This window comes from Nonomuraea sp. C10, assembly GCF_008017515.1.
GTDB lineage: Bacteria > Actinomycetota > Actinomycetes > Streptosporangiales > Streptosporangiaceae > Nonomuraea > Nonomuraea ferruginea.
Genome location: NZ_VPFF01000003.1, coordinates 1582919 through 1607898, shown reverse-complemented (window position 1 = coordinate 1607898; position 24980 = coordinate 1582919). Strand labels below are relative to the sequence as shown.

The following is a 24980-nucleotide window of genomic DNA, read 5'->3' as shown; positions in this document are numbered from 1 at the left end:
TCCTCACTTAATGTGGCGGCATGGTCGGCGATTTCTTGGTTGACGGCGCGCGGATCATGGCCAGGCGCCGTTCGCGCGGCCTTACCCGGAGAATTCTGGCCGACCTGGTCGGCTGCAGCGAGGAATGGCTCCGCCTGGTCGAGAACGGGGTGAAACCCCTGGATCGGCTGTCGACCATCATGCGGATCGCCGAAGTGCTCCGCGTCGAGGATCTCTCCGAGTTCGTCGGCGGCCGGACGAAACTCCCGCCCGCCTGCGAGCACGGCGAATCCGACGAGGTCGGGAACGCGCTGCTGCTGCCCGGCCGGTTCACCGGCGAGGCGACCGAGAGCGTGCTGCGGGTGCAGCACCACGTGATGACGGCGTGGGAGATCTGGCAGCGCTCGCCCCACCGCTACACCGAGACGCGGCGCCGCCTGCCGCCGCTGCTGTCGATGGCCGACCTGTCGGCCAGGGGCTCCACCGGCGCGGACCGGGAAGCCGGTACGGCCGGCCTCACCCAGGTGTACCGGCTGTTCGCGGCGCTGCTGCGAAGCTGCGGCCAGCACGCGCTGGCCCTGGTCGCCGCCGATCGCGCGGTGGCCTCCTCGGCGGGTTCGGCGATCACGAAGGCTGAGGTGGCGGGCGTGCTCGTCTCGCTCGGCCGGTACGCCGACGCGCGCTGGCTGTGCCTGGCGGTGATCGACGAGCGGCCCGAGTCGCTGGAGGTCACCGGGCTCTGCTATCTGACGGCCGCGCTCGCCGCCGCCGAGGAGAGCGACGTGCTGCGGGCCGAGGAGCTGCTGAACCACGCCCGTAGGATCGGCGACCGGCTGGGCACGGAGTTCGCACTGGAGGTGGACCTGCACCGAGTCGCGGTCGCGGTCCGGATGGGCCGGTGCGCGCAGGCGATCCGCCTCGCCGCGGGTGTCGACGCCGACCGCCTCCCCGACAGGGACCGCCAGGCGCGGCACCTGCTGGCCGTGGCCACCGCGCACGCGATGGACGGCGACTCGAGCGCGGCCATGGCGCTGCTGTGGCGGATCGTCGAGGGCTGCCCGGAGGAGCTGCGATTCAACGCGGACGCCGGACCGGTGCTGGCCCGGCTGCGGGCGATGGACTGCGAGTCGACCCGAGGGGAACTTCGGCAGATGACCCGGATCACCTCTTGATGCATCAACGTCGGGGCATGGACGACGCGTTTCTCGGCCGTTCGGGATGACCACGCCCGTCGCCATCTCCGCGAACACCGACTTCCCCCTGCCGGATGAGGACACACCGCACGGCAAGACCTGGACGTACCTCAGCCTGAAGGGCGGGCCGTCGAGGCCGGGGTCTTGGCCGGATGGGGATGGGCTCCCAAGGCGACATACCAGCGCTGATCCTGGCGGGTGAGCACCAGGGTCTCTTGATACTGCCCGGAGATGCCGCGTCCGACGAGCCGGGCGGTCGCCATCTTCGGCGAGATCTCGCTGCTGATGTCGACGTTCTCAAGCCGGATCTGCCGGCCGCCGTGCGTCTCCAGCCGCCGCTGGATGTCGGCTGCCGGGTCGTTCCCGATCGGGGCCAGCAGGGCGAGCCGCTGCGCGTCGTGCTGGTTCAGCCCGGTCACGTAGGCGTCCACCGCGGCCCGGGGGCTGGCGGCTCCTCCGGGCGCCTCCGTGATGCCGCATCCGAGCAGCAGCGCGCATCCGGCGAAGGCTACGACAAGCCTCCGCCGGATGTCCGAGATGATGCTCATGTCTGCCGTGTCACGTCCGATGTGCGTAGAACCATGCATCGGGGGTCGCCGCGATGATGCTGCTCAGTCTCTTGTTCAGAGTATTGGTGCTGTGGTAGGTCATGTACAGTTCGTCGGCGTTCTGTCCTGAACCATCGCGGCCGGTGACGAACATGGAGTGGCTGATGTTGTCGTTCCGGTCGAAGTCGATTTGCAGGACGTCGCTGACGCCCATTTCCCAGATGTAGTCGAGCGGCTCCGTCCGGCCGGAATTGAAGGGGCTGGCGAACCAGTACCAGTTCTCGGCCGCCGCCCAGGTGTAGGTGGTGGTCCAGTTACCTTCGTGCCCGTAGTACCACTGGTCGGGGAGGGTCCGGTTCTCGCCTGGCCAGGAGCCCGTCTCCGCCCAGCCTCCGGCCTTGACTATCTGCGACAGGAAGTTGGTGCAGTCGCCGCCTTCACCGCCGTAGGTCCGGTAGTTCGGGTTGTAGTTGCTCCAGTATTGGAGGGCGTATCTCGTCATCGCGCCGTAGTCGTAGGCGAGTGTGGAGTTTCCGGGAGCACGATAGGTGGGGGACGATTTGTCGGGCACCGTGCCCTGGGACGTCGTCCGTGGCCGGGATGTGCTGCTGAGCTTCTTACTGGATGGAACGGCTTTGGACGGTACGGTTCCTGCGGTGCTCGGGTAGGTGTCGGGAGCGAGGTCTCCCACGCGGATATCCGGCGCGTCATGGCTGAGCACCCACTGGCTTCCCTCCAGGGTGTACGTCAGGGTGTGACGCAGCTGGTATTGCTCGGCCTCCGGACTGCCTGGCGTCGTGCGGGCGTAGAACAACGTGGTGTTCTCGGTCAGCTTGACCGTCGCGGTCTTGCCGCTGGTCGATATCTGCGTGTCGGAGACGGTGACCTCGCCCCGGCTGTGCCCGCCGTTGGCTGATCTCAACTTCTCGCGGCGTACGTCGATCGCGGCGGAGTCGGCTCGGAGCGTCTCCTTGAGCTGCTCGCTCGCCGGCATCGCGTGGAGTGCGGTGCCCCGCGAGTCGCCGGTCAGTTGGGCGACTCGCGATTTCAGGTACATCAGTGCGGTGGTTTCGAGGTCTTCGGCCGAACCGTGTGTGTCAGCCGAATACGCGGGCGTGCTGATTGCCATCAGACAAGCGGTGGCCGCGGCCACCCATAAGTGCCGTTTCCTTGAACGCACGATGCCTCCCCGTAACTATTGTCATGACAATTCGTTGATCGCTTCGCAAGGATCTCTTGCGAGGGGATATCCGTCAACACTGCGCATGCCGGAAAACACATGTCGGTGCCGCATGGACGAGTAACCGTCCGGGGCGGCCAGGGTGTCAGCTCCGGTGGTCAATCCTTGATCCGTGCCGCGCTAAGATCATCCATGCTTCCGGATGGTTTCTGGCGGGTTATCAGGATTGGATTAGTAGGCCTGGTTCTTGCGGCGACGGTCGCGGGCCTGCTGATCGGTGATGCCTGGCTCTGGGTGGCCGTCGAATGGGCGCCGCCGGCTTATGCGGGCTTCGCCGGGCGAGAAGGGTTCGACGCCCCGACGGTCGTGGCGCTGCTCGTGGCCGCCCCGGTGAAGGCCGCGTTCCTGTGGCTGATCCTGCGCGCTCCTGCGCGGGGACCGCTCGACCGCAGGGAGAAGGCGCTGCGCGGGGTGCTGTATCTGGCGGTGGCGGACGGCCTCGTGCTGTGGTACCCGATCGCGCTGCTCCCCGACGCGGTCGACATGGCCTTCCAGCTCGCGCTGTGGGCCGCGATCGATGTTCTCTTCCTGCTCGTCATCCGCTGGCGGTCCGGCATGCTGCGAGCGGCGGCCGGCGCGATGTTCGCCGTCGAGCTGGTCGTGATGACCGACGAGCTGCTCGACGACCTCGACCTCCCAGAGCTCGGCGCGGGCGGCATCGTCGCACCGATCTTTATGCTGGGCGGAGTGGCGGGGATCCTCATCACGGTCATCGGGCAGTGGCGCGACGGCCGATGGAGCCGTGGCACGCTGACCGCCGGTTGGCTGTCGGTGGGCGTCTACGCGCTGGTGCTCCCGCTCGACATTCTCCTCGACACGATCCCCGGCGACGGTCTGGCGGTGTCGGTCCTGATGGAGGCGGTGATCCTCGTCAGCACCGTGTGGATCGCGGCGACCGCCCGCGAAATGCCCAAGGAGGACCGCCTGGCGGACCTTCCGCCCGCGGGGCAGCGCGCGATCCGCGTCGCGGTGGCGGCCGTGGCCGTGCTGCCGGTCATCGCGCAGATCCACCCGGAGCAGGCCGCGCACCTCACCCACACCGGCTGGTCGATGGACTGCTATGACCGGCCCAGCTTCGGCGACCTGAAACCTGAGGAGCGCGACGCCGCGTTCCTGTGCCTGGCGCGGAGCAGAGACGGCGGGGTTCCACCCATCTTCCCGGACAGCCTGTCGGACCAGGGCGTCCTCTCGTACGCGCGAGCACTGTGCCGTGCGAAGGACCGCGGCGAGCAGACGGCGATCCTGACGCGGGCCGGGAGCGCGCGGCCCGCGTGGGGCGCGGACCCGTGGGACCTCGTCTACGTCTGCCCCGAGATCATCGGCGCGACCCATCCCGAGCTGCTGCGGTCGACCGCGGAGAAGAAGGCGGCGAGCGACGCCTACCTCGCCGAGAGGAACGCGAGTTGCCGCGACCCGTGGCCCCGGACGAAGGGTGTCGTCCAGGCCACGGCCACCTACTTCCTGTTCGCCGACGGCGATGCCGGATATCTGGTCCACGATCCCGGCGACCCGGCGGCCGGCGAGGCGGCGGAGCGGGCGACGGACAAGGTCTACGACGACAGCGCCGGCATCGGGGTGGCCCGCAGCGCGGTGCTCATCGGGCACATCGAGGACGTCATCGATCTGTGCCTCACCGTGAAGGCCCTCCGCACCGCGCCGCCCCGGCGGACGGCCGGGTGGGATCAGGTCAACGAGGTGCCGATCGTCAGCCGCAGCGGCCGGCTCACCGTGCCGGAGATGGGCGACGGAGAGGTGGGCGCGGGTGCCCCGATGCCGAACCTGGCGATCGCGGGGAAGGGCCGCTACCGGCTCCGCGTCTACGTGCGGGTCGGCGACGCGGGTGAGGAGCACCTGGTCGTGGTGTTCCCCGGCGCGTCGAGGAAGAGGGTCGAGCTGAAACGGTGGACAGCTCGGTGATCGCGATCTCCGGTGCGATGGCGCTGTCGACCACGTGGAAACGCCGAGATCTCGTCCATCGTCGTCAGGAGGTGTGCGGCATGCGGCCGATGCCGGGCAGGAAGCGGCCGACGCGCGCCGCGTACCACAGATAGGCGGCGCCGTGCACGCGCCGGAGATACGGTTCTTCGACGGCGCGGACCTGCAGCTCGATCGCCACGACGGCCAGAACCAGCGCGGCCAGGGAGATCAGGTTGGGGACCATGGCGGCCAGCCCGGCAGCGGTGGCGATCATGGCGGCGCCAGCAGGGCCCAGGCGAGATAGATGACCAACGCGGTGACGGGCATGTCAGTCTCCCGGGCAGGAGCAGCCGGGGGCGCAGGCCTGGGTGGTCACGCAGCAGGCGTGGCCGCGCCAGGCGTCGCGGCCTTCCTTGACCGCGACGGCGGCGATGACCAGGGCGGCGATCGGGTCGGCCCAGGACCAGCCGAAGGCGCTGTTGAGCGCCAGGCCCACGAGCAGCACGGCGGACAGGTACGTGCACAGCAGCGTCTGCTTGGAGTCGGCCACCGCGGAGGCGGAGCCGAGCTCGCGGCCGGTGCGGCGCTGCGCGGCCGACAAGAACGGCATGATCACCAGCGACAGCGCGGCCAGGACCAGGCCGGGGGTGGAGTGCTCGGCCTCGCCGCCGCCGAGCAGGGCGCGCCCGGCGTCGAAGGTGACGTAGGCGGCCAGCGCGAAGAACGAGACCGCGATGACGCGCAGCGCGGCCTTCTCCCGCTTCTCGTGGTCGGCGGCGGAGAACTGCCAGGCCACCGCGGCGGCGGAGGCGACCTCCACCACGGAGTCGAGACCGAAGCCGATCAGGGCGGCGGAGGAGGCGACGGCTCCGGCGGTGATGGCCACCACGGCTTCGATCACGTTGTACGTGATGGTCGCGGCGACCAGGAGCCGGACGCGGCGCCGCAGGACGTCCCGCCGCGCCGGGACGGTGACGTTCGGCGCGGTCACGACACCGTCTCCCCGGCCTCCCGTACGGGACACAGCGCCACGGCGTGGCCGGTGGCGGCCAGCAGCTGCTCGGCCGAGGCGAGCAGGTCCATCAGCTCGGGCCGGGTCAGGGAGTAGAAGGACTGGCGGCCTTCGGCGCGGTAGCCGACCAGGCCGCAGTCGCGCAGGCAGGCCAGATGCTTGGACACCGTGGACTGGGCCAGCCCGAGCTGGGTGGTCAGGTCCACCACGCGGGCCTCGCCGCGCGCGAGCCGCTGCACGATGCGCAGCCGGGTCTCGTCGGCCAGGGAGTGGAACATCGCCGCCGCCGGGGAGACGCCGGCGGCGATGTCCGCGCTGACACAACGGCCACCATCAGAATCAATCGCCATATGGCGATGTTAGCCCGATACCACGATGCATACGCAAGAGGCACGGGCTGCGCTCCTGAGCGGGCCGGTCAACCGGCTCGCCCGCGCGGCCGTACGACGGCGACCGGGCAGGAGGCGTAGTGAAGCACCCCGTGGCTGACCGAGCCGAGCACGGCTGAGCGGATCGCTCCCCTCCCCCGGGAGCCCACGACGACCAGGTCGGCACGCACGGACGCCTCGCACAGCGCCGCAACGGGATTGCCGCGGTAATCCGAAACGGTCACGGCCACGCCGGGATGCCGCTCCGACCATGGCGACAACATCCTCTGGACCTCTTCTCGCCGCGCCTCGGCGATGATGTCGAAATCCCGTGGGAAGCCCCGGCCCAACCTGCTCGACGGCAGATCCCAGGCGTGCACCACCCGCAGCCGGGCACCATGCGCCTCCGCCTCCTTGAAGGCGTAGTCGATGGCCGGGTGTTCGGGATCCTGAGGATTCAGGCCGGCCACGATCTCGCCCCGCATCATCGCGGGTGAGCCACGGACCACCACCACAGGACCCGCTGCGTGCCCGGCGAGGCCCAGGGCCACCGAGCCCAGCAGGAGCCCGGTGAATCCACCCAGGCCGCGACTGCCGACCACGATGGCCGAGGCCTCGTCGGCCTGCGCACGCAACACCTCGGCGGTATCACCGTAGAGCAGCTCGGTGCTCACGCGGACGGTGCCGCGGAACCCGGCGGCCACCGCTGCGGCCTCCTGCAGCTGCAGCTCACCTTCCTCACGCGCCGGGTCGTCGGCTGAACGCTCGTATGCCCGCCCGCCGTGGACGAACGGCTCTACGACGTGGACGATACGCAGGTCGCAATCGCGTCGGGCCGCGTCGTCGGCCGCCCACACCACCGCGGCCAGCCCTCCCCGGGAACCGTCCACCCCTGCGACGATCGGTTCGGCCATGTCATAGCCCCCTCCACTCGGTTCCGCCGACCGCCTCGGCAACCGGTCGAGCACGTACGCAACCGCCCCTCGCAGTCACCCTGACCGGAGGAACTCCAGCAGCCGGTCGACCGGCCAGGTGTTGATGACCCGTCCGGCCGTGAGCCAGCCCCGCTGCGCGGTACCGACGCCGTACCGCATGTTGCCCAGGTGCGGGACGGCATGCGCGTCGCTGCCGATGGCGAAGAGCGCGCCGAAGTCCAGCGCTCGCCGGACGAGGCCGGCGGGCAGGTCGAGGCGGTCGGGAAAGGCGTCGATCTCCAGAGCCGTTCCGGTGCGGGCACACGCCCGGAAAACCTCATCCCAGTCCGCGTCGACCGGTTCGCGGCCGCCGATGATCCTGGCGGTGGGATGGCCGATGATCTTGACGTACGGATTCTCGCAGGCCCGGACGATGCGCCGGGTCATCTCGGCCCGCGGCTGCCCGAAGTGCGAATGCACCGCCGCGAGGCACAGATCGAACTCCGCCAGGAATTCCGCCGGCCAGTCGACGTCTCCCTCCGGATCGATGTTCAACTCGGTGCCGTGCAGCAGTCGCAGCTCCGGGTAGTCGTCTGCCAGCCGGCGGACCCGTTCACGTTGAGCCAGGGCCTTCTCGCGGGTCATCCGCTGCATGTACAGGTTCGGGGCGTGGTCGGTCACCGCGTAGTAGCCGTAGCCGCGCTTGGCCGCCGCCGCGACCATCTCCTCCAGCGGCGCCACCCCGTCGGTGAGATCAGTGTGGGTGTGCAGGTCGCCGCGGATGTCGGCCTCGCTGACCAGCACGGGCAGTTCTCCCCGGAGCGCGGCCTCGATCTCGCCGCTGTCCTCCCGAAGCGTCGGCGGGATCCATGGCAGGCCGAGCCGGCCGTAGACCTCCCCCTCGTCGGCCGAGACGATCCTCTCTCCGGTCTCCACGTCGAACAGGCCGTACTCCGAGAGCTTCAGCTTCTGGTGCAGTGCGATCTCGCGGGTGTGGATGTTGTGGGGCTTGGAACCGGTGAAGTACTGCAGTGCCGCCCCCCAGGAGTCCTGGTGAACCACCCGCAGATCCACCTGGAGGCCGGCGGGGGTGCGGATCGAGCTCTTGGTGCCGCCACTCGCGATCACTTCGGCGGCGAGTGACGAGCCCGTGAACGCCGCCATCAAAGCCGCGGAGTCCCCGGACGTGGCCAGTACGTCGACATCGCCGATCGTGTCCTTCATGCGGCGCAGCGATCCGACGAACGAACACCGCCGGCAGCCGCCGACCGCCGACAGTTCCGCGACGACCTGCTCGGCGACGCCCATCGCGACATCGATGTGGACGCGCCGGCCCGTCTTGTTCATCAGCTCAATGCCGTGGAGCAGGTTCTCCTCCGTCTTCGCGCCGAATCCGCGCAGCCCGTGCAGGGTCCCGGCCCGGATCGCCTCCTCGAGCGCTTCGACCGAGCCGATCCCGAGTTCCCCGTAAAGGACCATGGCCTTCTTCGGACCGAGTGAGGGAATCGTCGTCAACCGGCGTACTCCGGCCGGCACCTTCACCCGGAGTTCCTCCAGTTGGTGAATGACACCGGTCTGGCGGAACTCCTCGATCTTCCCCGCGATCGACGTGCCGACATTGGGTATGTGGCGCAGTCCGGCCGCGTCGAGGTGGGTGATGTCCTGGGCGTACCCGCCGACCGACCGCGCCGCCTTCTCGTACACCCGGACCTTGAACGCGTCGCCCCCGGTGATCGCTATCAGGTCGGCGTACTCCTGCAACAGCGCGGCGACCTCGTCGTTGATCCGATCCATCTGAAGCACCTCGTTCCGTGCGGCCGGGTCTCATGGACCGCCGGCGCGGCGGGGCCGCCCGCGCGGACGCGGGCGGCCGCCGCGCGTCAGAGATCACCCTGGCGCAGCGGTTTCAGTGGGAGGTCGCCGAGATCGCTTCCACCAGTACGCCGACCTTGTCCTCGGGCAGCTTCGCCGCGAGATCGGCCTGGCTGATGATGCCGACCAGTTCCTCGTTCTCCAGCACCGGCAGCCGGCGGATCTTGTGCTCGGCCATCTGGTGCAGGACTTCCTCGATGTCCGCGCTCGCGTCGATCGACCACACCTGCTCTGCTTCGATGAGCTGCCCGGCGGCGAGCGTGGCCGGGTTCTCGCCTCTCGCGACGCACTTCACGACGATGTCGCGGTCGGTGATGATGCCCTTGAGCCGTCCCTCCTCACAGACCGGCAGCGCACCGACGTTCATGTCCGTCATCCGGCGCGCCGCCGTGTCGACGGTCTCGTTGATCTGAAGGCATTCACAGCCATGGTGCATGACATCACGCGCTGTCGTCATGTCGCTTCCTTCCCTGTGACGTCCCCTTCGATGTCGTGCTACTCAGCCCGCGGCCCGTGAAACCCGCCGAAAGCATCTTTGACCTGCAATTTCTGCAGCATCCCCATCAAATTTTTGCCGACCGGCCGTGGTGAAGGGGCGTCGAGGTGGGGAGGGTGGCAGCGAACTCAGGAGGTGGACCGGTGTTCGTCGATCGTCATGACGCGGGTGTCCGTCTGGCCGAACGAGTGAGGGAAGCCGTCAGCGACGAGAACGTGGTCGTCGTGGGGCTGCCCCGAGGGGGCGTGCCGGTGGCCTTCGAGGTGGCCCGGGCCCTGGGCGCGCCGCTGGACGTGATCGTGGTCCGCAAGCTGGGGGTGCCGTTCCAGCCCGAACTGGGGTTCGGCGCCATCGGGGAGGGGGGCGTACAAGTGATCAACGCGGGGGTTGTCCAGATGGCGCATCTGACGCGGGGGGAGATGGCCGGCGTAACCGAGGACGAGCAGGCCGAGGTCATGCGCCGCGCGAGCCGCTTCCGCCGTGATCGGGCGCCGGTCGACCTGGCGGGCCGTACGGTCGTCGTGGTGGACGACGGGATCGCCACGGGTGGCACGGCCCGGGCCGCCTGTCAGGTGGCTCGTGCGCACGGAGCCGGGCGGGTGATCCTGGCGGTGCCGGTCGGCCCGCCGGAGACGATCGAGAGCCTGCGCGCGGACGCCGACGAGGTGATCTGCCTGGAGACGCCGGCCGACCTGTTCGCCATCGGGTTCTGGTACCGCGATTTCACCCAGACCACGGACGACGAGGTGATCGAGCTGCTGGGGCGGTCCACAGGCGGGTGATCCTCAGGCTCGGGCGAGGAGTTCGGCCAGGTGCAGCGGGCGGTGCCGGGTTCCGGCGTGTTCGATCTGGGTGCGGCAGCTGAAGCCGTCGGCCAGGACGATCGTGCCCGGGTCGCTCTGCCGGATGGCGGGCAGCAGCTCGTGCTCGGCGCAGGCGAGTGATGTGCGCAGGTGACCGGCGGTGAAGCCGAAGTCGCCGGCCAGGCCGCAGCAGCCGCCGACCGTGCGCAGCTGGACCCCGGCCTGCCGGAGCACCTGCTGATCGGCCTCGTAACCGAGGACGGCGTGCTGGTGGCAGTGCGGCTGGGCGACGGCGGCGAGGTCGATGCGCGGCGGCCGCCAGCCGTCGGTGCCGGTGAGGAGCTCGGCCAGGGTCCTCGTCTGCTCGGCCAGCCGGGTGACGTCGCGGTCGCCGGGCAGCAGGTTCGCGGCGTCGTCCCGGAAGACGGCGGTGCAGCTGGGTTCGAGCCCGACGATCGGGATGCCGCGCCGGAGCAGGGGCGCGAGCGTGTCCAGGGTTCGTCGCAGCACGCGGCGGGCGATGCCGAGCTGCCCGGTGGAGATCCAGGTCAGCCCGCAGCAGAGGGTGCGCGGTGGGACGAGCACCCGGTAGCCGGCGCCTTCCAGGACGGTGACGGCCGCGGCCGCGATGCGCGGGGCCAGGTTGTCGGTGAAGGTGTCCGGCCACAGCAAAACCTCGCCGCGTTCGCCGCTGCCGTGCGGCCCCCGTCGGCGGTAGGCGTCGCTGAAGCGGATCCCCGCGAAGGACGGCAGGGGCCTGGACGGCTCCATCCCGCCCAGCCGCTTGACGAGCCGGGCCAGGCCGGGCGCGTGGGTCACGGTGTTGACCAGGCCCGGGGCGAAAGAGGCCAGCCGTGCCCACACCGGCAGCCAGCCCATGCTGTAGTGGGCGGCGGGCCGGAGCCGGCCCGCGTAGTGGTGGGCGAGGAACTCGGCCTTGTAGGTGGCCATGTCCACACCCACGGGGCAGTCATGCTTGCAGCCCTTGCAGGCCAGGCAGAGGTCGAGGGCGTCGTGCACGGCGGTGGAGCGCCAGCCGTCGGTCACGGCGGAGTCGCGGTGGCCGTTCAGCATCTCGAACAGCAGCCGGGCACGCCCTCGGGTGGAGTGCTCCTCCTCCCCGGTGGCCCGGTAGGAAGGGCACATGACGCCGCCCTGGTGGCTGCGGCACTGGCCGACGCCGACGCAGCGCATCACGGCCCGCTGGAAGCTGCCCTGGTCGTCGGGGTAGCCGAACTCGGTCTCGGGCTCGGCGGGCGTCCAGGCGCTGCCCAGCCGCAGGTTCGTGGTGATCCCGTACGGGGAGACGACCTTGCCGGGGTTCATCCGGTCATCGGGGTCGAACACCGCCTTGACCTGCTGGAAAGCGCCGACGACGGTGGGCCCGAACATCTTGGGCAGCAGCTCGGCCCTGGCCTGGCCGTCGCCGTGCTCGCCCGACAGGGAGCCGCCGTAGGAGACGGCCAGATCCGCGGCCCGGTCGAGGAAGGCGCGGAAGGCCGTCACGCCGTCGGCGGTGAGCAGGTCGAACGGTATGCGGGTGTGCACGCAGGCATGGCCGAAGTGGCCGTACAGTGCGGCGTCGCCATATCCGAACTCTTCCAGCAGGCGGCGCAGGTCACGCAGGTAGTCGCCGAGGCGGTCCGGGGAGACGGCCGAGTCCTCCCAGCCGGGCCAGGTGTCGGGCATGCCGGGGCCGCGCGCGGTGGCGCCGAGCCCTGCCTCGCGCAGCTCCCACAGTTGCTGCTCGGCGGCGGGGTCGTCGAAGAACGCCACGTCCGGGGCCTGCTCGCCGCGGCCGAGCTCCTCCACGAGGGCGCGTGCCCGCTGGTCGGCGTCCTCCTGGTCGTCGCCGGTGAACGACACCATCAGCCAGGCGCCGCCTTCCGGCAGACGGGCGACCGCCTGCCGGTGCATGTGCTTGCGGGTCTCGTATCCGACGAGCTTGTCGTCGATGCCCTCCAGTTGGAGCGGCCGGTGGGCGGTGATCCGCGGCACGGCGTCGGCCGCCGCCGCGATGTCGTGGTAGCCGAGCACGAGCAGGCTCTGCGCGGCCGGTACGGGCACGAGCGCCAGTTCGGCGCGGAGCACGGTGACCAGGGTGCCTTCGGACCCGACCAGGGCGCGGGCCAGGTCGAACGGGCCGTCTGGCAGCAGTTGGTCGAGGTTGTAGCCGGAGACCCGGCGTGGGATGTCCGGGTATCGGCGGCGGATCTCGTCCGCGTTCTCGCCGGCGATCTCGCGCAGCCTGCGCAGGATCTCGGCCGGGCGGCCTCCCTCCGCGATGATCCGGTCGTACTCCTCGTCGCTCGTGGGGCCCACCCACATGCGCGTCCCGTCGTAGGTGAGGATCTCCAGCCGGACGACGTTGTCGGCGGTCTTGCCGTACAGCTGGGCGGTGGATCCGCAGGAGTTGTTGCCGATCATGCCGCCGAGCGTGCAGTGGGAGTGCGTGGACGGGCGGGGGCCGAACATCAGGCCGGTCGGTGCGAGCCGCCGGTTGAGGTCGTCCAGCACGATGCCCGGCTCCACCACGCAGGTACGGGCCCGCTCGTCGACGGAGACCAGGCGGTCGCAGTACTTGGACCAGTCGATGATCACGGCGGTGTTGCAGGTCTGGCCGGCCAGGCTGGTCCCGCCGCCGCGTGAGGTGATCGGCGCCCGGTGCTCGCGGCAGACCGCCACCGCGACGGCCGCGGCCTCCACCGTGCGCGGCACGACGACGCCGAGGGGCACCTGCCGGTAGTTGGAGGCGTCGGTGGAGTAGGCGCCCCGGCTGCCGGGGTCGAAGCGGACCTCGCCGTCCACCTTGGCGGCCAGGTCCCGTTCCAGGTCGCGGACCCGCACGTAGGGCTGCCGGCTCCTGAGGCCGGAGTCGGGGCGTGTCATCACTTTGAGCGTTTCCGCGACGATACGGGTCACGCCTGCGGTCCTGCCCTGCCCGCCGGAGCGGAATGCTGACGAATGTGGAAAGACTTCGCACGGGTGTCAGAGGGCGGCCAGCGCGGCGGCGGTGTTGATGACGGACACGTGGCTGTAGGCCTGCGGGAAGTTGCCGATCTGCCGACGGCGGGCGGTGTCGTACTCCTCCGAGAGCAGCCCGACGTCGTTGCGCAGGCCGAGCAGCCGGTCGAACAGGTCGCGCGCAGGGCGGCGGCGGCCCAGCATCGCCAGCGCGTCGGCCAGCCAGAACGAGCAGGCCAGGAAGATGCCCTCGCGGCCGGGCAGCCCGTCCACGCCTTCGTGCTCGGGCCGGTAGCGGAGCACGAAGCCGTCCTCCACCAGCTCGCGCTGGATCGCGTCCACGGTCCCGGCCACGCGCGGGTCGTCCGCCGGCAGGAAACCGAGGCGGGGGATGAGCAGCAGCGCGGCGTCCAGACCGGTGGAGCCGTAGTACTGGGTGAAGGTGCCGCGGCCGGCGTCGTAGCCCTGCGCGCACACCTCGTCGTGGATCTCGCGGCGCAGCGCCCGCCACCGGTCCACCGGCCCGCCCAGCCCGAACGCCTCCACCGCCTGGACCATCCGGTCGGCGGCCACCCAGGCGAGGATCTTGGAGTGCACGAACTGCCGACGCGGGCCGCGCATCTCCCACAGCCCGTTGTCGGGCCGCCGCCAGACGCCTTCGAGATAGTCCATGATGCTCCGCTGCAGGTCCCACGCCTCCTCTACCACCGCGAGCCCCGACTGCCTGGCCAGGTGCAGACAGTCGAGGGTCTCGCCGTACACGTCGAGCTGGAACTGGCCGCTGGCGGCGTTGCCGACGTTGACGGGGGACGAGCCCTCGTAGCCGGGCAGCCAGTCCACGCTCCATTCGGGGATGCGCCGGGCCCCCTCGACCGTGTACATGATCTGCAGGGCGGCCGGATGCCCGGCGACGGCGCGAAGCAGCCAGTCCCGCCAGGCGCGGGCCTCGGCGTCGTAGCCGGCCGACATGAGCGCCTGCAGGGTGAACGAGGCGTCGCGCAGCCAGCAGTAGCGGTAGTCCCAGTTGCGGGAACCGCCGATCTGCTCGGGCAGTGACGTGGTGGCGGCGGCGACGATCCCCCCGGTCGGCGCGTACGTGAGGGCTTTGAGCGTCAGCAGGCTGCCGCGTACGGCGGCGCCGTCGTCGCCCCGGTAGCCGCAGCCGCTGATCCAGTCGCGCCACATGCGCTCGGCTCCGGTCAGGGACTCCTGCGCGTCGATGGCGTCCGGGCGCGGCAGCCACGAGTGCTGCCAGGTCAGGACGAACGGCACCCGGTCACCTGGCCCGACCGTGAACTCCGCGGTGGTGCGCCGGGCGTCCTCGTCGACGCACAGAGGGACGGGAGTGCGCAGCCAGGCGGCATCGGGCCCGGCCACGGCGGCGAAGAGGCCGTGCTCGTAGCGCAGCCAGGGCTCGTCGCGCCCGTAGTCGAAGCGGAGCATCAACTCCATGCGCATCCCGACCCGGCCGCGCACGCCCTCGACGATCCGGACCACGTCGGGCGCCTGCCCGCGCGGCGGCATGAAGTCCAGGATCCGCACCGCGCCGCCGTCGCACTCCCATGTGCTTTCCAGGACCAGCGTGTCGTCCAGGTAGCGGCGGGAGGAGCACGGGCCGCCGGACGCCGGAGCCAGCAGCCACCGGCCCGCACCGGGCTCGCCCAGCAGGGCGGCGAAGCAGGCGGGAGAGTCGAAGCGCGGCAGGCACAGCCAGTCGACGGACCCGTCACGGGCGACCAGGGCGGCGGTGTGCATGTCCCCGATGAGGGCATAGTCCTCGATCCGCATCCCGGTCACCTCCTGGTCCTACGCGGTGCGGTACGGCCGCGCGGCGTCGGCGCGCAGGGTCAGGCCGTGACCCGGTTCCCCGGTGACCGGGCCTGCCAGCCCGCCGGTGGGGTCGGCGGCCCCGTCGAACAGCTCGGCCTCGATGCGCTGGTGGTCGTGGAACCACTCGATGTGCCGCAGGTTGGGCGTGGCGGCGGCGGCCGGCAGGTGCAGGTTGGGCGCGCAGTGCGCGGAGACCTGCAGATTGTGCCCGGCCGCGACCGCGCAGGCGGCGAACCAGCCGGTGTAGCCGCCGCAGCGGGTGGCGTCGGCCTGGAGACAGTCGACCGCTTCCGCCTGGCACATGCGGGTGAAGTACGCCACGTCGCTCCCGTACTCCCCCGCGGCCACGTCGGCGGTGACCTGCCCCCTGACCAGCCGCAGGCCGGCCAGATCGTCGGAGGAGACCGGCTCCTCGAACCAGCGCACGTCGTGCTCGCGCATCTGCTCGGCCTGCCGGACGGCCTGCTTGGCGGTGTAGCCGCCGTTGGCGTCGACGTACAGCTCGGCGTCGCCGCCGATGACGCGCCGGGCCAGCGCGATCCGGTGCAAGTCGCGGTCGGGTCTGGCGCCGGACGACTCGCCGATCTTGATCTTGACGCGGCCGATGCCCAGCTCGTGGACCCAGTGGGTGAGCTGCGCGACGGTCGCGTCATCGTCATAGGTGGTGAAACCGCCCGACCCGTACAGCGGCACCCGCTCGCGGGCCGTCCCGAACAGCCCGGCCAGGGACGTCCCCAGCAGTCGCGCCTTGAGATCCCACAGCGCGACGTCCACGGCGGAGACGGCGTACCCGGCGACGCCGGGACGGCCGGCGTTGCGCACCCGGCGGATCATGGACGCCCAGATCGCCGGGATCGCCAGGGCGTCCGCCCCCGTGACCACCTCCGCCAGGACATCGCCGATGAATCCGGCCGCGGCCGCGGGCGCGTACGTCCATCCGGTCCCCGTCATGCCCTCGGCGCGGACCGTGGCGACGACCAGGGTCGTGGCGTCCCAGGCGAGGGTGCCGTCCCCTTCGGGCTGGTCGGTCGGCACCCGGTAGGCGGCGGCGGTCACCCCCTCGATCCTGCTCATGCGAGTGCGTGCTACCCCGTCCTACCTGGACAAACGGGCGTCAGCCGGTCCGCACGAGCTGCCACTGCTGGTTGTCGCCGCCCCAATCGTCGTACTGGACGATGTTGGCGTTGTCGGCGGTGGAGGCGCCCTGGACCTCCAGGGCCTTGCCGCTGTTGCGGTTGATCAGGCGGAGGTAGCCGCCGGAGTCAGCCGTCCGCCACTGCTGGTTGGCGCCGTTGTGGTCGGCCCACTGGACGATGGATGCGCCGTTGGCGGTCGACCAGTTGTAGACGTCCAGCACCTTGCCGGAATGGCGGGACTTCAGGCGGTAGTAGCCGCCGCCCGAGTCGACGAACTGCCATTGCTGCTGGTTGCCGTTGTTGCGGGTCCACTGGGTGATGCGGCCGCCGTCGGCGGTGGACAGGTTGTAGACGTCCAGGGCCTTGCCGCTGTTGCGGTTGACCAGGACGTACCAGGCACTGGTGTCGATCCCGCCAGGGGACCCGGTCACGCCCGTGACGAAGGTGGTCACGCTTCGGGCGGGGAGCGTGACGGTGAAGGAGCCGTTGGACACGCCGGTCGTGCCCTGGGGCGCGACGTTCCTGCTCGCGTCGGTGAGCCAGGACGAGACGCTGGACGCGGTGCCGTTCGCCAGGGTGAACTGCTGGCTCACCCCGGAGGTTCCCTTGTTGATGGCGACGACGACGACCGTGGAGTCACCGCCCCGGTAGGCCGAGACGTAGACGTTCGACGCCGGGTTCGCCGTGGCCTCGATCCGCACGTACCCGGGGCGGACGAACCTGGCGAACTGCGCCATGTTGGCGCCGCGCTTGCTGATCTGGCCGTCCTCCCGCATGGGGCCGTACCCGCGCCGGATGTACCACCAGATGTAGGCCTGGAACTCGGCGTCCACCATCGCGCGGTGGATGTGCTCCCCCACGTCGAGCGCCTGGGGCCAGAGGTCGGCCGAATCGCTGCTGTTGGGGTAGTAGACCTCGGTCATCCAGAGCTCCTTGCCCGCGCCCTTCTGCTTGAAGAGGGGGTACGGGAAGTTCGCGAACGACGTGCCGTAGAGGTGAGCGCCGATGATGTCCACGTTGGCGAGCGCCGAGGGGTCGTTGAGTATGGGGTCCGACATGTTCTTCAGGTACTGGAAGGACTCGGGCGCGATGACCCTGGTGCCGATCGAGCCGGCGTTCTCCCGCAGGAAACGCACCATTTCGGCGGGAGTCCACCACGTCCATTCGTGGGCGTAGTCGGGCTCGTTCTGCACCGAGATGCCGTACAGGTTCACCCCGTTGTTCCGCAGGAAGCCGTTGAAGTCGTTCAGGTGCTGGGCGTAGGCGCCGTACATGTCGTACCTGAGGCGCCGGGCGTTGGTCTGGCTGCCGCGTACGAAGGTCTCGACCATGTGGGCGGGAGGGTTCCACGGCGAGGCGATGACGGTCGCCCCGAGCTCGATCGCGCGCCGCGCCGTCGCCAGGTCACGGCTCCAGTCGGCCTGGTTCTCGGGGACGGGGATCCTGAGCACGGAGAACCCCAGGCGGCCCTCGCCGGTGCCGAACGCCGTGTCCCGCTGGGCGGACGTCAGGTCGCCGATCCAGGCGGAGTGGGTCATGCCGCCGAAACCGCGGATCGTCTGCCGCCCCGCCGACGGATCGATGACCGCCGCGGCGGCGGCCGTCGCCCCCGCGGGCCGCGCCGTGGCCGCGATGACGGGCAGGGCTCCCATCGTGGCCAGCATGGTCCTCCGGCTGACGGGTCCGTTCCGCATGTTGCCTCCTCTTTTGGGAGCGCTCCCAATTCGGCGTACGCACGTACATGTCGGGGAGGGAAGGACTATCTCGGAGCGCCGAGTGTTCGCGCTAACATCTCTGGCTGGAAGGTAGAGCCCTCGCCCCGGCGCGTCAACCGTTCACCGGGAAGAAACTTAACCAAGATCATGACCGGAGGGTGGCCGTGCTCTGGCGGACCACGAGCTCGGTCCCCAGCTCCACCCGTTTCTGCTGGAGCGTCTCCCCCTCGGCCAGGCTGATCAGCATGGTCGCGGCCGTGGCGCCCATCTCGCGCAGAGGCTGGTGGATGGTCGTGAGCGGCGGCTGCGCCCAGCGCCAGACCGGCATGTCGTCGAAGCCGATCACGCTCAGGTCGTCGGGAATGCGGAGTCGCAGCTCGTGGGCCGCGTGGTAGACGCCGATGGCCTGACCGTCGTTGGCGGCGAAGATCGCGGTGGGCGGCTCGGGTAATTTCATCAGCTGGTGAGTGTGGGCCACCCCGTCCTCGATCTGAAAGTTTCCCTGACGGATGAGAGCCGGGTCGATCGGCACACCCGCGGCGTCGAGAGCGGCGCGGTAACCGTCCAGCCGGGCCCGGCTGGAGAGCGCGAACGAGGGTCCGGTGATCATCGCGATGCGCCGGTGGCCGAGTTCGAGCAGGTGACGGGTGGCCTCCAGGCCGCCGCTCCAGTTGGTGGCGGCCACGGACGGCACGCCGAGCCCCGGATTGCCCGCCGGATCCAGCACCACCAGGGGGATCTCCTGGGTCGCGAGGCGCACGCGCTGATCCTCCGCCGGCCCGGAGAACACGGTGATCACACCGGCGGGACGGCGGGTGAGCAGGTCGCCGATCCATTTGGGCTCGGGAGTGTGCCGGCCGCCGAGCTCGGAGACCACCACGCTCAGGCCGTGGGTCCAGGCGACCCTCTGGACCCCCTTGACGATCTCTATCGGGTAGTCTCCGGCGAGCTCGTGGAAGACGACCTCGATGAGGCTCGCGGGTTTGATGCGACGGCGCTGCCGGCGGTAGCCGTGTTCCTCGATGAGCCTCTCGACCAGCGCGCGGGTCGTCGGGCCCACCTCCGAGCGACCGTTGATGACCTTGGAGACCGTGGCGGTGGACACTCCTGCCAGTTCGGCCAGCTGAGTCAGGGTCAGTGGTACCGAAGGTGCCGATTCGCCGATGGGGGGTTCTCCGGTCGAGGCCATATCCGGAGTTTATCCAGGTACTTTTCGGTCGCCTCTCGGAGAGGAATCAAGTTAACCCGGCGCCTTCGTGGTTCACGGGGGCTGTTCTCTGAAACTTTCACACATGGGTGTCCTGCCGTGTGCGCTTCTTTCCGGCGAATGCGCAGGCGAAGCGACATCCGGACGGCGACACCTCTGTGCGCGAGTGGTGGTCCCTCGTTGACGACGGACGGGGGCATCGGATGTACTCCGCGACAACGTACTCGTCGAAGAAGGCCGCGCGGTTTCACGCGGCAGAGTGTTAACGCTAACAAGTTTCGTGGTGATTTTCGTCCAGGCAAGCGGCCAACGGCTCTGGAGGTCTCTGTGAGGCGCGTGCTCGCGGTTCTCTCGTCACTGCTGCTGGTGGGCGTGTTCCTCACGCCACAGGCGTCGGCCGCGACGGTCGACACCAACGCCTGGTACGTCCTGGTCAACCGCAACAGCGGCAAGGCCCTGGACGTCTACAACCTGTCCACCGCCGACGGCGGCCGCATCACCCAGTGGACCCGCAACAACGGCAACCAGCAGCAATGGCAGTTCGTCGACTCGGGCGGCGGCTACTACCGCCTCAAATCCCGCCATTCCGGCAAGGTGCTGGACGTCTACAACTGGTCGACCGCCAACGGCGGCTCGATCGTCCAGTGGGCCGACCACAACGGCACCAACCAGCAGTGGCGGCTCGCCGACAGCCCGGACGGACACGTGCGGCTCATCTCCCGCCACAGCAACAAGGCACTCGAAGTCCAGAACGCCTCCACCGCCGACAACGCCAACATCGTCCAGTACGACGACTGGGGCGGCAACAACCAGCAGTGGCAGCTCGTCCCGATCGGGAGCGACCCGAATCCGGGCGGCACCTACACCAACCCGGTCGTCTGGCAGGACTTCGCCGACGGCGACATCATCCGGGTGGGCGACGCCTACTACTACTCGGCCTCGACGATGCACTACTCGCCGGGCGCGCCGATCCTGCGCTCCTACAACCTGGTCGACTGGGAGTACGCCGGGCATTCGGTGCCGAGGCTGGACTTCGGCTCGGGCGCCTACGACCTCAACGGCGGCCGGGCGTACGTGAAGGGCATCTGGGCCTCGACCCTGAACTACCGGCCCAGCAACAGCACCTACTACTGGATCGGCTGCGTCGAGTTCAACCGGACGTACGTCTACACCGCCTCCGCCGTGGACGGCACGTGGAGCAAGCGCTCGCAGATCAACAACTGCTACTACGACGCCGGCCTGCTGGTCGACACCGACGACACCATGTACGTCGCGTACGGCAACGGCACCATCAGCGTCGCCCAGCTCACGGCCGACGGGCTCGGCCAGGTCCGCGCCCAGCAGGTGTTCCAGACCCCGAGCAGCGTCGGCACCCTGGAGGGCGCCCGCTTCTACAAGCGGAACGGCTACTACTACATCTGGCTGACCCGCCCCGCCAACGGCCAGTACGTGCTCCGCTCCACGTCGCCGTGGGGTCCGTACGAGATGCGCCAGGTCCTGCTCGACATGCCCGGCCCCATCTCCGGCGGCGGCGTCCCCCATCAGGGCGGGCTCGTCCAGACCCAGAACGGCGCGTGGTACTACATGTCCTTCGTCGACGCCTACCCCGGCGGGCGGGTCCCGGCGCTCGCGCCGATCACCTGGAACGGCGACTGGCCGACCGTGCAGACCGTCAACGGCGGCTGGGGCGTCACCTACCCCAAGCCGAACATCCAGACCAGCCGGACCGTGGCATCCATGATCGGCCCCGACACCTTCACCTCGGGCAGCCTCGGGCACCGCTGGGAGTGGAACCACAACCCCGACACCAGCCGCTTCTCCACGGGCAACGGCCTGCGCCTGCAGACCGCGACCGTCACCGGCGACCTCTACAACGCCCGCAACACGCTGACCCACCGCATCCAGGGCCCGTCGTCGACGGCGACGATCGAGCTCGACTACTCGCAGATGAGCAACGGCGACCGCGCCGGGCTGGCCATGCTGCGCGACCAGTCGGCCTGGATCGGCGTCAAACGCGACAACGGCGTCAACCGGGTCGTGATGACCAACGGGCTCACCATGAACAGCTCGTGGCAGACCACGGGCACCGGCACCGAGGCGGCGAGCGCGAACATCTCGGGCGGCCGGCTCTGGCTGCGGGTCAGCGCCGACATCCGGCCCGGGTCCGGCAGGCAGGCCCGCTTCTCCTACAGCACGAACGGCAGCGACTTCGTGAGCCTCGGCCCGGCCTTCGCCCTGAACAACGCCTGGCAGTTCTTCATGGGCTACCGCTTCGGGATCTTCAACTACGCCACCCAGTCACTCGGCGGCGCGGTGACCGTGCGCCGCTTCGACCTCACCACCCCTTGACCTCGACCCCTTGACCTCGACCCCTTGACCTCGACGCAGAAAGGCGCGAACCCGTCCATGAAGAACAGATTCCTGGCCGTCCTCGCGACGGTGGCCGCCTTACTGGCGAGCCTGCTCGTCGCCCTTCCCGCCGCCCACGCCGCCACCGTGGACACCAACGCCTGGTACGTCCTGGTGAACCGCAACAGCGGCAAGGCCCTGGACGTCTACAACCTGTCCACCGCCGACGGCGGCCGCATCACCCAGTGGACCCGCAACAACGGCAACCAGCAGCAATGGCAGTTCGTCGACTCGGGCGGCGGCTACTACCGCCTGAAGTCCCGCCATTCCGGCAAGGTGCTGGACGTCTACAACTGGTCGACCGCCAACGGCGGTGCGATCGTCCAGTGGGCCGACCACAACGGCACCAACCAGCAGTGGCGGCTGGCCGACAGCCCGGACGGATACGTGCGGCTCATCTCCCGCCACAGCAACAAGGCACTCGAAGTGCAGGGCGCCTCCACCGCCGACAACGCCAACATCGTCCAGTACGACGACTGGGGCGGCAACAACCAGCAGTGGCAGCTCGTCCGGGTGGACGGCGGCGGCGGCGACCCGGGCCAGTGCGACCTTCCCTCGACGTACCGCTGGACGTCGACGGGCCCGCTGGCGCAGCCGAAGTCGGGCTGGGTCTCGCTCAAGGACTTCACCGTCGCCCCCTACAACGGCAGGCACCTCGTCTACGCGACGACGCACGACACGGGCACCAGGTGGGGCTCGATGAACTTCAGCCTGTTCACCAACTGGTCGGACATGGCCTCGGCCAGCCAGAACACGATGTCGTCCTCCACCGTCGCGCCCACGCTCTTCTACTTCGCCCCCAGGAACATCTGGGTGCTCGCCTACCAGTGGGGCAGGACCGCCTTCTCCTACAGGACGTCGAGCGACCCCACCAACCCGAACGGCTGGTCGTCGGAGCAGCCGCTCTTCTCCGGAAGCATCTCGAACTCCGGAACCGGCCCCATCGACCAGACGCTCATCGGTGACAGCACGAACATGTACCTGTTCTTCGCCGGCGACAACGGCAGGATCTACCGGGCCAGCATGCCCATCGGGAACTTCCCCGGCAATTTCGGCACCACCTCGACCGTGATCATGAGTGACACGACGAACAACCTGTTCGAGGGCGTCCAGGTCTACAAGCTCCAGGGCCAGAACAAGTACCTCATGCTCGTCGAGGCGATCGGCTCCCAGGGCCGCTACTTCCGCTCGTTCACGGCCACCAGCCTGAACGGTTCGTGGACGCCGCAGGCCGCCACAGAGGGCAACCCCTTCGCCGGCAAGGCCAACAGCGGCGCCACCTGGACCAACGACATCAGTCACGGCGAGCTGGTCCGCGCCAACGCCGACCAGACCTTCACCGTCGACCCCTGCAACCTGCAGCTGCTCTACCAGGGGCGCAGCCCCAACTCCGGCGGCGACTACGGGCTTCTGCCCTACCGCCCGGGTCTGCTGACCCAGCAGCGCTGATGGCGTGACCTCGAAGGCGGGCCCTGCACAAGGGCCCGCCTTTGACATGCCGTGCCGCTTCCCTGATGATAAGCGGCAATGAAAACGGTTTTCGTTCCTAAGCGGCCGTCCGAGGCACGCGAAGGCCCGCGCGTCGGCGTGATCGTCGTGTCGCTGGCCGTCGCCCTGGCGGTGTCGGTGCTGCTGGCGATCGGCTCGGGGGCCGCGGCCGTGCCTCCCGGCCAGACGCTGCGCCACCTGTGGGCGGCCGTCACCGGCGGTGCGATCTCCGCCGAGGAGATCACGGCCTACCAGATCATCTGGCAGGTCAGGACGCCGCGGGTGCTCCTGGCCGTGCTGGTGGGAGCCGGGCTCAGCGCGGTCGGCGTGGCGGTCCAGGCCATGGTGCGCAACGCGCTGGCCGACCCGTTCGTCCTGGGGGTCTCGTCAGGGGCGTCGGCCGGGGCCGTCCTGGTCACGGTGTCCGGCGGGCTGGCCGCGATGGGGATCTACGCGGTCTCCGCGGGCGCCTTCCTCGGCGCGCTGCTCGTCTCGGCCCTGGTCTACCTGGTCTCACGTCGAGGCGGCGGGCTGGAGCCGCTGCGCCTGGTGCTCACCGGGGTGGCGATGGCGTTCGGGTTCCAGGCGGTCATGAGTCTGATCGTCTACTTCGCCCCGGACGGCGAGTCGACCAGCACCGTGCTGTTCTGGTCGATGGGCGGCCTGGGCGGGGCGACGTGGGGAGCGCTGCCGGTGGTGACGGTCGTCACGACCGTCACCGTCGTGGTGCTGCGGCGGCTCGGCCGGAGCCTGGACGTGCTGGCTCTGGGCGACGAGACCTCGATGAGCCTCGGGGTGGACACCGAGACGCTCCGCCGCGGGCTGTTCGTCCTGACCTCGCTGCTCACGGGCGCGATGGTGGCCGTCAGCGGCGCGATCGGGTTCGTCGGGCTGGTGATGCCGCACGTGGTGCGGCTGTGGGTGGGGGCCGCGCACGTGCGCGTGCTGGCCGTCGCGCCGCTCGCCGGCGCCGTCTTCATGGTCTGGGCCGACCTCATGGCGCGGACCGTGGTGGCGCCGCGCGAGCTGCCGATCGGGGTGATCACCGCGCTGGTCGGCGTGCCGGTGTTCGTCACGCTGCTGCGCCGGCGCGGCTACCTCTTCGGGGGCCGGTCATGACGGCCGACCTGAAGGTGGACGGCCTGTCGGTGTCGCTGGGCGGCATCACCGTCGTCGAGAGTCTTTCGCTCGCCGTCGGGCCCGGCCAGGTCGTGGGGCTGATCGGGCCCAACGGCTCGGGCAAGACGACGGCGTTGCGGTGCGTCTACCGGGCGCTGCGGCCGTCGCGCGGCGCGATCTGGATCGACGGTCAGGACCTGTCCGCCATGACGCTGCGGGACAGCGCGCGCGTGGTCGCCGCGCTCACCCAGGAGGGCGGCGCGGATCTCGACTTCACGGTCGAGGAGGTGGTCGCCCTCGGCCGGGCCCCGCACGTACGGGGCAACCAGGCGCTCGGCCCGCGCGAGCGGGAGCTGTGCCGGCAGGCCATGGAGCGGATGCAGGTCCTCCACCTGGCGGGCCGGGGGGTGTTGTCGCTGTCCGGCGGTGAACGCCGGCGGGTGCTGGTGGCCCGCGCGCTCGTCCAGGAGCCGCGGATCCTCGTGCTGGACGAACCGACCAACCATCTCGACCTGCGCCACCAGATCCGGCTGCTGTCGATGCTCAAGGGCTCCGGCCTCGGCGTGCTCGTCACCCTGCACGACCTCAACCTCGCCGCCTCCGCCTGCGACCACCTGGTCGTGCTCGCCGCGGGCGAGGTCGTCGCCTCCGGCACGCCCGGCGAGGTCCTCACCGAAGCTCTCCTGCGCGACGTCTTCGACGTCGTGGCCAGCGTCGTCCCCCATCCACTCACCGGTGTGCCGCAGGTGCTCTACGACCTCGGCCCATGA

20 protein-coding genes are annotated in these 24980 nt (G+C 69.9%); 7 read left to right on the top strand and 13 right to left on the bottom strand.

Annotated elements, in window-relative coordinates:
• Positions 1-20: 20 nt before the first annotated feature.
• Positions 21-1151, top strand: a complete 1131-nt coding sequence (locus tag FR742_RS39230; protein ID WP_148036268.1) for a helix-turn-helix domain-containing protein — start codon at positions 21-23, stop codon at positions 1149-1151.
• A gap of 131 nt (positions 1152-1282) precedes the next feature.
• Here FR742_RS39230 and FR742_RS39225 read toward each other — a convergent pair whose 3' ends face one another.
• Both FR742_RS39225 and FR742_RS39220 read right to left on the bottom strand, forming a co-directional pair.
• The gene (locus FR742_RS39225) at positions 1283-1720 is read right to left on the bottom strand and encodes a hypothetical protein (protein WP_148036267.1); all 438 of its coding nucleotides are present in this window, start codon (positions 1718-1720) and stop codon (positions 1283-1285) included.
• Between the two features lie 10 nt (positions 1721-1730).
• A complete protein-coding gene (locus FR742_RS39220) occupies positions 1731-2849 on the bottom strand; it encodes an amidase domain-containing protein (RefSeq protein WP_148036266.1) in 1119 nt (372 codons plus the stop codon).
• A 345-nt stretch (positions 2850-3194) separates the two neighbouring features.
• Between FR742_RS39220 and FR742_RS39215 the strand changes: the two genes are divergently transcribed.
• The gene (locus FR742_RS39215; protein ID WP_148036265.1) at positions 3195-4877 is read left to right on the top strand and encodes a hypothetical protein; all 1683 of its coding nucleotides are present in this window, start codon (positions 3195-3197) and stop codon (positions 4875-4877) included.
• Between the two features lie 64 nt (positions 4878-4941).
• Here FR742_RS39215 and FR742_RS39210 read toward each other — a convergent pair whose 3' ends face one another.
• From FR742_RS39210 to FR742_RS39185, 6 genes are all read right to left on the bottom strand, one after another.
• Positions 4942-5151 (bottom strand): hypothetical protein, encoded by a 210-nt coding sequence (locus tag FR742_RS39210; RefSeq protein WP_222709264.1) that lies wholly within the window; start codon positions 5149-5151, stop codon positions 4942-4944.
• 54 nt (positions 5152-5205) lie between these two features.
• The gene (locus FR742_RS39205) at positions 5206-5868 is read right to left on the bottom strand and encodes a cation transporter (protein WP_148036264.1); all 663 of its coding nucleotides are present in this window, start codon (positions 5866-5868) and stop codon (positions 5206-5208) included.
• Positions 5865-6239, bottom strand: a complete 375-nt coding sequence (locus FR742_RS39200) for a metalloregulator ArsR/SmtB family transcription factor (protein ID WP_148036263.1) — start codon at positions 6237-6239, stop codon at positions 5865-5867. The genes FR742_RS39205 and FR742_RS39200 overlap by 4 nt, the downstream gene beginning before the upstream one ends.
• A 68-nt stretch (positions 6240-6307) precedes the next feature.
• The gene (locus FR742_RS39195; RefSeq protein WP_148036262.1) at positions 6308-7171 is read right to left on the bottom strand and encodes a universal stress protein; all 864 of its coding nucleotides are present in this window, start codon (positions 7169-7171) and stop codon (positions 6308-6310) included.
• Positions 7172-7246: 75 nt separating this feature from the next.
• On the bottom strand, positions 7247-8965 hold the full coding sequence (gene polX, locus FR742_RS39190; protein WP_148036261.1) for a DNA polymerase/3'-5' exonuclease PolX: 1719 nt from the start codon (positions 8963-8965) through the stop codon (positions 7247-7249).
• Between the two features lie 112 nt (positions 8966-9077).
• Positions 9078-9500 (bottom strand): CBS domain-containing protein, encoded by a 423-nt coding sequence (locus tag FR742_RS39185; RefSeq protein ID WP_148036260.1) that lies wholly within the window; start codon positions 9498-9500, stop codon positions 9078-9080.
• A gap of 182 nt (positions 9501-9682) precedes the next feature.
• On the opposite strand from FR742_RS39185, the gene FR742_RS39180 reads away from it, so the two are divergent.
• A complete protein-coding gene (locus FR742_RS39180) occupies positions 9683-10321 on the top strand; it encodes a phosphoribosyltransferase (protein ID WP_148036259.1) in 639 nt (212 codons plus the stop codon).
• A gap of 3 nt (positions 10322-10324) precedes the next feature.
• Here FR742_RS39180 and FR742_RS39175 read toward each other — a convergent pair whose 3' ends face one another.
• The 5 genes from FR742_RS39175 to FR742_RS39155 all read right to left on the bottom strand — a co-directional run bounded on the left by FR742_RS39175 (position 10325) and on the right by FR742_RS39155 (position 19176).
• Positions 10325-13231, bottom strand: coding sequence for an FAD-binding and (Fe-S)-binding domain-containing protein (locus FR742_RS39175; protein ID WP_148036258.1), 2907 nt, complete (start codon positions 13229-13231; stop codon positions 10325-10327).
• Between the two features lie 99 nt (positions 13232-13330).
• Positions 13331-15094: a glycoside hydrolase family 15 protein gene (locus FR742_RS39170; RefSeq protein ID WP_148036257.1), complete on the bottom strand. Its 1764-nt coding sequence runs from the start codon at positions 15092-15094 to the stop codon at positions 13331-13333.
• 18 nt (positions 15095-15112) lie between these two features.
• The gene (locus tag FR742_RS39165) at positions 15113-16210 is read right to left on the bottom strand and encodes an enolase C-terminal domain-like protein (protein ID WP_148036256.1); all 1098 of its coding nucleotides are present in this window, start codon (positions 16208-16210) and stop codon (positions 15113-15115) included.
• A gap of 40 nt (positions 16211-16250) precedes the next feature.
• Positions 16251-17966 (bottom strand): RICIN domain-containing protein, encoded by a 1716-nt coding sequence (locus FR742_RS39160; RefSeq protein ID WP_315970663.1) that lies wholly within the window; start codon positions 17964-17966, stop codon positions 16251-16253.
• 166 nt (positions 17967-18132) lie between these two features.
• Positions 18133-19176: a LacI family DNA-binding transcriptional regulator gene (locus FR742_RS39155; RefSeq protein ID WP_148036255.1), complete on the bottom strand. Its 1044-nt coding sequence runs from the start codon at positions 19174-19176 to the stop codon at positions 18133-18135.
• Positions 19177-19521: 345 nt separating this feature from the next.
• Here FR742_RS39155 and FR742_RS39150 point away from each other — a divergent pair, with 345 nt between their 5' ends.
• The 4 genes from FR742_RS39150 (at position 19522) to FR742_RS39135 (ending at position 24980) form a co-directional block, all read left to right on the top strand.
• Positions 19522-21543, top strand: coding sequence for an RICIN domain-containing protein (locus tag FR742_RS39150; RefSeq protein ID WP_261809021.1), 2022 nt, complete (start codon positions 19522-19524; stop codon positions 21541-21543).
• 57 nt (positions 21544-21600) lie between these two features.
• A complete protein-coding gene (locus FR742_RS39145) occupies positions 21601-23052 on the top strand; it encodes a non-reducing end alpha-L-arabinofuranosidase family hydrolase (protein WP_148036254.1) in 1452 nt (483 codons plus the stop codon).
• 78 nt (positions 23053-23130) lie between these two features.
• A complete protein-coding gene (locus tag FR742_RS39140) occupies positions 23131-24210 on the top strand; it encodes an iron ABC transporter permease (protein WP_148036253.1) in 1080 nt (359 codons plus the stop codon).
• Positions 24207-24980 carry an ABC transporter ATP-binding protein gene (locus FR742_RS39135; protein ID WP_148036252.1) on the top strand — a complete coding sequence of 258 codons (774 nt, stop codon included), beginning with the start codon at positions 24207-24209 and terminating at the stop codon, positions 24978-24980. The genes FR742_RS39140 and FR742_RS39135 overlap by 4 nt, the downstream gene beginning before the upstream one ends.

Excerpts from the sequence above, each read along its gene's own strand:
- FR742_RS39195 (WP_148036262.1), bottom strand. The coding sequence starts at position 7,171 with ATGGCCGAACCGATCGTCGCAGGGGTGGACGGTTCCCGGGGAGGGCTG.
- FR742_RS39140 (WP_148036253.1), top strand. The coding sequence starts at position 23,131 with ATGAAAACGGTTTTCGTTCCTAAGCGGCCGTCCGAGGCACGCGAAGGC.
- FR742_RS39200 (WP_148036263.1), bottom strand. The coding sequence starts at position 6,239 with ATGGCGATTGATTCTGATGGTGGCCGTTGTGTCAGCGCGGACATCGCC.
- FR742_RS39160 (WP_315970663.1), bottom strand. The coding sequence starts at position 17,966 with ATGCGGAACGGACCCGTCAGCCGGAGGACCATGCTGGCCACGATGGGA.
- FR742_RS39175 (WP_148036258.1), bottom strand. The coding sequence starts at position 13,231 with ATGACACGCCCCGACTCCGGCCTCAGGAGCCGGCAGCCCTACGTGCGG.
- FR742_RS39145 (WP_148036254.1), top strand. The coding sequence starts at position 21,601 with ATGAAGAACAGATTCCTGGCCGTCCTCGCGACGGTGGCCGCCTTACTG.
- FR742_RS39165 (WP_148036256.1), bottom strand. The coding sequence starts at position 16,210 with ATGAGCAGGATCGAGGGGGTGACCGCCGCCGCCTACCGGGTGCCGACC.
- FR742_RS39230 (WP_148036268.1), top strand. The coding sequence starts at position 21 with ATGGTCGGCGATTTCTTGGTTGACGGCGCGCGGATCATGGCCAGGCGC.
- FR742_RS39225 (WP_148036267.1), bottom strand. The coding sequence starts at position 1,720 with ATGAGCATCATCTCGGACATCCGGCGGAGGCTTGTCGTAGCCTTCGCC.
- FR742_RS39185 (WP_148036260.1), bottom strand. The coding sequence starts at position 9,500 with ATGACGACAGCGCGTGATGTCATGCACCATGGCTGTGAATGCCTTCAG.
- FR742_RS39220 (WP_148036266.1), bottom strand. The coding sequence starts at position 2,849 with ATGGCAATCAGCACGCCCGCGTATTCGGCTGACACACACGGTTCGGCC.
- polX (WP_148036261.1), bottom strand. The coding sequence starts at position 8,965 with ATGGATCGGATCAACGACGAGGTCGCCGCGCTGTTGCAGGAGTACGCC.
- FR742_RS39210 (WP_222709264.1), bottom strand. The coding sequence starts at position 5,151 with ATGATCGCCACCGCTGCCGGGCTGGCCGCCATGGTCCCCAACCTGATC.
- FR742_RS39170 (WP_148036257.1), bottom strand. The coding sequence starts at position 15,094 with ATGCGGATCGAGGACTATGCCCTCATCGGGGACATGCACACCGCCGCC.
- FR742_RS39155 (WP_148036255.1), bottom strand. The coding sequence starts at position 19,176 with ATGGCCTCGACCGGAGAACCCCCCATCGGCGAATCGGCACCTTCGGTA.
- FR742_RS39135 (WP_148036252.1), top strand. The coding sequence starts at position 24,207 with ATGACGGCCGACCTGAAGGTGGACGGCCTGTCGGTGTCGCTGGGCGGC.